This window comes from Leisingera sp. JC1 (assembly GCF_001679925.1).
Taxonomy (GTDB): domain Bacteria; phylum Pseudomonadota; class Alphaproteobacteria; order Rhodobacterales; family Rhodobacteraceae; genus Leisingera.
This window is the reverse complement of record NZ_LYUZ01000156.1, coordinates 1-6,416: the sequence shown is the minus strand read 5'-3', so window position 1 is coordinate 6,416 and position 6,416 is coordinate 1. Positions and strand designations below refer to the sequence as shown.

Sequence of the window (6,416 nt, the reverse complement as noted above, 5' to 3'; positions counted from 1 at the left end):
CTGTCGATCTCGCGGCCGCTGTTCGCACCGCTGCACGCGGAGCGGTTCCAGCAGGCGCTGCGGCAGCTGCCGGAAGGGCTGGACCCCGCCTGTTACCTGTCCACACGCCCGAACGCGGGCCATCAGGCGCACCGGGAGGCAGGTGCGGACTGGCTGAAGATCTGCGGGCTGGAGGTGCCGCCAGAGCGCATCCTGATGACCAACGGTGTCAGCCACGGGCTGTCGGCAGCGCTGACCGCACTGGCCCGCCCCGGCGACATCGTGGTGGCAGAGAATGTCACCCATCACCTGCTGGTCCCCGCCTGTGCCAGCCTGGGTCTGACGCTGGCCGGGCTGGAAACAGACGGCGACGGCATGCTGCCGGATGCGCTGGAGGAGTATTGCCGCAAGCATAGCCCCAAGATGTTGTTTTTGCTTCCCTCCCTGGCCAACGCCACTGCCGGAATGATGCCGGAGGCGCGGCGGCGGGCGCTGGTGGAGGTGGCCCGCAGGCATGACCTGCTGATCATAGAAAACGACGCCTTGGGACCGGTGGCAGACGACCGCCCGGAGCCGGTTGCGGCACTGGCGCCGGAGCGGACGGTATATCTGACCAGTTTCACCAAATGCACCCTGCCGGGGCTGCGGGCGGGCTATCTGGCGGCGCCGGAGCATCTGCTGCCGGCTCTCACCGGGCGCATCGTGGTGTTCAGCTGGATGGCGACGCCTTTGATGGGGGAGCTGGCCAGCCGCTGGGTGCAGGACGGCACCGCGCTGGAACTGGCCCGCTGGCAGCGCCACGCGCTGGCAGAACGCCACGCCATCGCCGCAGAGGTGCTGCAAGGCTGGGACTGGCAGGGCCACCCGGCGGCGCTGCACCTGTGGCTGCCGCTTCAGAACGGCTGGACCAGCGAGGGTTTTGCGGCTTACGCCCGGCAGCTGCAGGTCTCGGTGGCGCCGGACACCCCGTTCCTGGCGCCGCGGGTGCCGCCGCAGAACGCGGTGCGGGTCTCACTGGGCAGCGTGCAGGATCCCGCCCGCTTCCGGCAGGCGATGGAGCTGCTGGCCGGGATGCTGCGCCAGCCGCCGGAGGGGGCCGCGTCGCTGGCTTTCTGATTGTCACGTGTCAATAAAAGAATTGACTCGCATGACAAGCTCTCCCAAGGCTGGCTGAAAGGCCCCGGGCCTGCGCTGGGACTGATGAGTCCGCGGCGGGCGGCCAGGGGGGAATCGCCCCGCACTGCCGCCGCTGCGGGACCCGGTGCGCCTTCGTCCGCTGAGCAACCAGGAGCCGCGCAATGGCAGAGCCCACGCTGTATTTCACCCTCGCCGAATACCAGGCGCGCCTGGACAAGACCCGCGCCGAAATGGCCCGGCGCGGGCTTGACCTGCTGATCGTCACCGATCCGTCGAACATGAACTGGCTGACCGGCTATGACGGCTGGTCCTTCTATGTGCATCAATGCGTGGTGCTGACACTGGAGGGCGCGCCGCTGTGGTACGGCCGCAGCCAGGATGCCAATGGCGCCCTGCGCACTTGCTTCATGGATCCGGCCAACATTATCGGCTACCCGGACCATTACGTGCAGTCGACCGAGCGGCACCCGATGGATTACCTGTCTGCGCAACTGGCAGACCGCGGGCTGGACGGCGGCGTGATCGGCGTCGAGATGGACAACTACTACTTCACCGCTGCTGCCTTTGCGTCGCTGCAAAAGCATCTGCCCAATGCACGCTTTTCCGATGCCAACGCGCTGGTGAACTGGCAGCGGGCGGTGAAGTCGGAGGCGGAACTTGCCTATATGCGGCAGGCGGGGCAGATCGTCGGACGGATGCATCAGCGGATTTTCGACAAGGTCGAACCGGGGATGCGCAAATGCGATCTGGTGGCAGACATCTATGACGCCGGCCTGCGCTATGACGCGGACCTGGGCTTTGGCGGCGATTACCCGGCGATTGTGCCGCTGCTGCCCTCGGGCTCCGACGCCGCTGCACCGCATCTGACCTGGGACGATTTGCCGATGAAATCCGGCGAGGGCACATTCTTTGAGATTGCGGGGGTCGTGCACCGCTACCACTGCCCGCTGTCGCGCACCGTGTTTCTTGGCAAGCCGACGCAGACCTTCCTGGACGCCGAAAAAGCAGTGCTGGAAAGCATGGAGGCAGGGTTGGACAAGGCCAAGGCCGGCAACACCTGCGAGGACATTGCCAAGGCGTTTTTCAAGGTGCTGAAGACATACGGCATCGAAAAGGACAACCGCACCGGTTATCCGATCGGGGTCAGCTACCCGCCGGACTGGGGCGAGCGCACCATGTCACTGCGCCCCGGCGACACCACCGTCTTGCAGGAGAACATGACCTTCCATTTCATGACCGGCCTCTGGATGGAGGACTGGGGGTTTGAGATCACCGAAAGCATCCGCATCGGCGCAGACGGGCCGGAATGCCTGTCCGATGTGCCGCGCAGAATGCTGGTGAAGGATTGAGCCATGAAGCAAAACCCGATTGCCCCCACTATCCCGCTGGACCGGGACGGGGTGCACCATGGCTTTCTGAAACTGCCCTACAGCCGCGACGATTCTGCCTGGGGCTCGGTGATGATTCCGCTGACGGTGATCCGAAACGGCAACGGCCCGACCGCGCTGCTGACCGGGGCCAACCATGGCGATGAGTACGAAGGCCCGATTGCGCTGCACGAACTCGCCGCAACTGCCAAGGCGGAAGATATCACGGGAAGGCTGATCATCGTGCCGGCCTTCAACTACCCGGCGTTCCGTGCTGGCACCCGAACTTCGCCCATCGACAAGGGCAACATGAACCGCGCGTTCCCGGGCCGTCCCGACGGCACCGTGACCGAGAAAATCGCCGATTACTTCCAGCGCACGCTGCTGCCGATGGCGGATTTGGCGGTCGATTTCCATTCCGGCGGCAAGACGCTGGATTTCGTGCCCTTTGCCGCCGCCCATATCCTCGAGGACAAAGCAACGCAGGCGGCCTGCTTTGCTGCGATGAAGGCCTTCAACGCGCCCTATTCGGTGGAGCTGTTGGAGATCGACAGCGCGGGCATGTACGACACTGCGGTCGAGGAGATGGGCAAGGTGCTGGTCACCACGGAACTCGGCGGCGGCGGATCCTCAACCGCACGCAGCAACGCGATAGCCAAAAAGGGGCTGCGCAACGTGCTGATCCATGCAGGCATCCTGAAGGGTGAAATGCAGCTGGACAACACCGTCAATCTGACCATGCCGGACGATGACTGCTACCTGTTCAGCGAAGGCGAGGGGCTGTTTGAGATCATGGCCGATCTGGGTCAGCCGGTGGCCAAGGGCGACTTGCTGGCGCGAGTCTGGCCGCTGGACCGCACCGGCCAGCCGCCGGTGGAATACCGCGCCCGCCGAGCAGGCCTGCTGATCAGCCGACACTTTCCCGGGCTGATCAAATCCGGCGACTGCGTCGCGGTGATTGGAGTGACCGGCAGCTGAACAAAAACTGGAAATTCACAGGCAGGCCGTATAGGTCTGTCTTACCCTGGCAATAAAGGCATTGCGCGCTGCTGCTGTGGGTCGGGTGGAGATACCCGCCTATCCTGCGCAGCACCTGCGCCGGATCCGCGCAACCCTCCTCCCGAAAACCAACCGGCGGCGCGCCGCCTTATTTGTGAGGATGACAAATGCTGAAGAACGACCAACTCGACCAGTGGGACCGCGAGAACTTCTTTCACCCTTCGACCCACCTTGCCCAGCACGCCCGCGGTGAAAGCGCCAACCGGGTCATAAAAACCGCCAGCGGCGTGTTCATCGAGGACCGCGATGGCAACCGGCTGCTGGATGCCTTTGCCGGACTTTACTGCGTGAATGTCGGCTATGGCCGCCAGGAGATCGCCGAGGCCATCGCCGAACAGGCGCGGGAGCTGGCCTATTACCACTCCTACGTGGGCCACGGCACCGAAGCCTCGATCACGCTGGCGAAAATGATACTGGACCGCGCACCCAAGAACATGTCCAAGGTCTATTTCGGCCTTGGCGGCTCGGACGCCAATGAAACCAACGTCAAGCTGATCTGGTACTACAACAACATCCTGGGCCGCCCGGAGAAGAAGAAGATCATCTCCCGCTGGCGCGGCTATCACGGCTCGGGCCTCGTCACCGGCTCGCTGACAGGCCTCGAGCTGTTCCACAAGAAATTCGATCTGCCGGTGGAGCAGGTGATCCACACGGAGGCGCCGTATTACTACCGCCGCGACAACCTGGATCAGACAGAAGAACAGTTCGTGGCCCATTGCGCGGCGGAGCTGGAGGCGCTGATCGAGCGCGAGGGCGCGGACACCATCGCTGCCTTCATCGGCGAACCGGTTTTAGGTACGGGAGGCATCGTGCCGCCGCCCGCGGGCTATTGGGAGGCCATTCAGGCGGTCTTGAAGAAGCACGACATCCTGCTGGTTGCGGATGAGGTTGTTACCGGCTTCGGGCGCCTTGGCTCCATGTTCGGCTCGGACCATTACGGGATCGAGGCCGACATCATCACCATCGCCAAGGGCCTGACGTCAGCCTATGCGCCGCTGTCCGGCTCCATCGTCTCGGACAAGGTCTGGAAAGTGCTGGAGCAGGGCACCGATGAGAACGGCCCGATCGGCCACGGCTGGACCTACTCCGCGCACCCGATCGGGGCAGCGGCAGGGGTGGCGAACCTGAAACTGATCGACGAGCTGAACCTGGTGCAGAATGCAGGCAGCACCGGCGCCTATCTGAACGCCACCATGGCAGAGGCGCTGGCGGGTCATGCTCACGTGGGCGATGTGCGCGGCGAAGGGATGCTGTGTGCGGTGGAGTTCGTGAAGGACAAGGACAGCCGCACCTTCTTCGACGCTGCTGACAAGATCGGCCCGCAGATTTCCGCCAAGCTGCTGGAGCAGGACAAGGTGATTGCCCGCGCCATGCCGCAGGGCGACATCCTGGGCTTTGCGCCGCCGTTCTGCCTGACCCGCTCTGAGGCCGATCAGGTGGTCGATGCCACCCTGCGCGCGGTCAAGGCGGTGCTGGGCTGAGCCTCAGCTTGGTCAGTTGCGGCATATCTCGAGGACGGCGCGCAGGCCCCGCCTGCCGTCCTCGAAATACAGACGCCCGCCGTGCTGCTCCGCCACCGTGGCAACAATTGTCAGCCCAAGGCCAAAGCCGTCGATGGCGCGCGTGTTATCGCCGCGGCGGAACGGAGCAATCACTTCGGTGATCTCCGCCGCCGTCATGCCGGAGCCTTCGTCCTCCACCGTGATGATGGCGTAATCTGCAGTGGCGCTGAGGGTGATGGCGGCGCGGCGGCCGTATTTCAGCGCGTTTTCGATCAGGTTCGTGATAGCCCGCTGCAGCGACACCGGCCGCGCCACCACCAGCATCACCTGGCCATCCGGCACCGCGCTGCGGCCGGGGGTGGAGGTGAAGACCGAGCGCCCGCCCGCCGCCACCTGCGGCTTCGGCGGCAGCAGTTCCACCGGTTTGCCCATGTCCTGATAGTCGGCGGCCAGCGCCTCCACCAAGGAGCTGAGCGACAGGCGACGCGGGGTTTCGGCGCTCATCTCGGCGCGGGTATAGGTCAGCACGCTTTCGATCATGCCGGTCATGGCGTCCAGATCCGCCTCGAACTTTTGCCGCAGCTCCGGATCCTGTATCAGCGCCGCGCGCAGCCGCAGGCGGGTGGCGGGGGTGCCTAGATCGTGGCTGACGCCGGACAGCACCGCCGCGCGGCTGGCAAGCTGTTCGCGTTCGGTCTCCAGATAGCTGTTTACCGCCGAGACGATCTCCTGCAGCTCGCCCGGGCCTTGCATCGCATAGGCGTCCGGCCCGCCCAGCCTGCGGCGGTCCCGCAACGCGCGGGCGAAACGGTCGAAGTGGGCGGAAGTGTCCATCACCAGCGTTGCCAGAACCGCTAAAGCCAGCAATGACAACAGCACCGCGGGCAGGCGGTAATCACGTGGCGCCGCGGAACAGTCCCAGACGGCAGAGCCTTCCACGCGTTGCCAAGAGCCATAACCTGCACGCGCGAAAACCACAGGCTCGCTGCAATAGGTTGCCAGCAGACGGGTCACCGTTCCCAGTTTCTCCGCCGCCGTGGCGCCGCCGGCGGGTGGCAGTTCCGCCACCGGATAGCGCAGGGCAGGGGAGGCGATAACCAGCGCCAGAACCTCCCCTGACAGTGGATCGGCACCGCTGTCCAGGATCGACACGTTGGTGAAGAAGGCAGGCTTGGCGATCCCCTGCAGCCGCAAGTAATCGCCCGCCGCCAGAAACGCGGCCTGATCCGGGTCAACAGGCGTTACTGCCACACCCACCTGCGGCTGCGCACCGCGGCGCAGGGTTCCGTCCAGGGTGATCCCGGCAATGGCGGCGCGGGTCAGATGCGCCTGCCAGCTGGCGGTGGAATGGAACCAGCCCCAGGCCCCGCCC

The 6,416-nt window shown here is 65.1% G+C and carries 5 protein-coding genes; 4 read left to right on the top strand and 1 reads right to left on the bottom strand.

Annotated elements, in window-relative coordinates; translation table 11 throughout:
• The 4 genes from ehuR to A9D60_RS24320 form a co-directional block, all read left to right on the top strand.
• A partial coding sequence (ehuR, locus tag A9D60_RS24335) for a MocR-like ectoine utilization transcription factor EhuR (RefSeq protein ID WP_065269976.1) occupies positions 1-1,095 on the top strand: 1,095 nt, incomplete at its 5' end.
• A 182-nt stretch (positions 1,096-1,277) separates the two neighbouring features.
• Positions 1,278-2,465 carry an ectoine hydrolase DoeA gene (doeA, locus tag A9D60_RS24330; RefSeq protein WP_065269975.1) on the top strand — a complete coding sequence of 396 codons (1,188 nt, stop codon included), beginning with the start codon at positions 1,278-1,280 and terminating at the stop codon, positions 2,463-2,465.
• A gap of 3 nt (positions 2,466-2,468) precedes the next feature.
• Positions 2,469-3,461 (top strand): N(2)-acetyl-L-2,4-diaminobutanoate deacetylase DoeB, encoded by a 993-nt coding sequence (gene doeB / locus A9D60_RS24325; protein WP_065269974.1) that lies wholly within the window; start codon positions 2,469-2,471, stop codon positions 3,459-3,461.
• 188 nt (positions 3,462-3,649) lie between these two features.
• On the top strand, positions 3,650-5,023 hold the full coding sequence (locus tag A9D60_RS24320) for an aspartate aminotransferase family protein (RefSeq protein WP_065269973.1): 1,374 nt from the start codon (positions 3,650-3,652) through the stop codon (positions 5,021-5,023).
• A 12-nt stretch (positions 5,024-5,035) separates the two neighbouring features.
• Here the strand turns inward: A9D60_RS24320 and A9D60_RS24315 are convergent.
• Positions 5,036-6,416 (bottom strand): sensor histidine kinase (locus A9D60_RS24315; RefSeq protein WP_065269972.1); only part of this gene is annotated, 1,381 nt, incomplete at its 5' end.

What these genes read in the sequence shown, in the direction of transcription:
- doeB (WP_065269974.1), top strand. Translation starts at nt 2,469, where the DNA reads ATGAAGCAAAACCCGATTGCCCCCACTATCCCGCTGGACCGGGACGGG.
- doeA (WP_065269975.1), top strand. Translation starts at nt 1,278, where the DNA reads ATGGCAGAGCCCACGCTGTATTTCACCCTCGCCGAATACCAGGCGCGC.
- A9D60_RS24320 (WP_065269973.1), top strand. Translation starts at nt 3,650, where the DNA reads ATGCTGAAGAACGACCAACTCGACCAGTGGGACCGCGAGAACTTCTTT.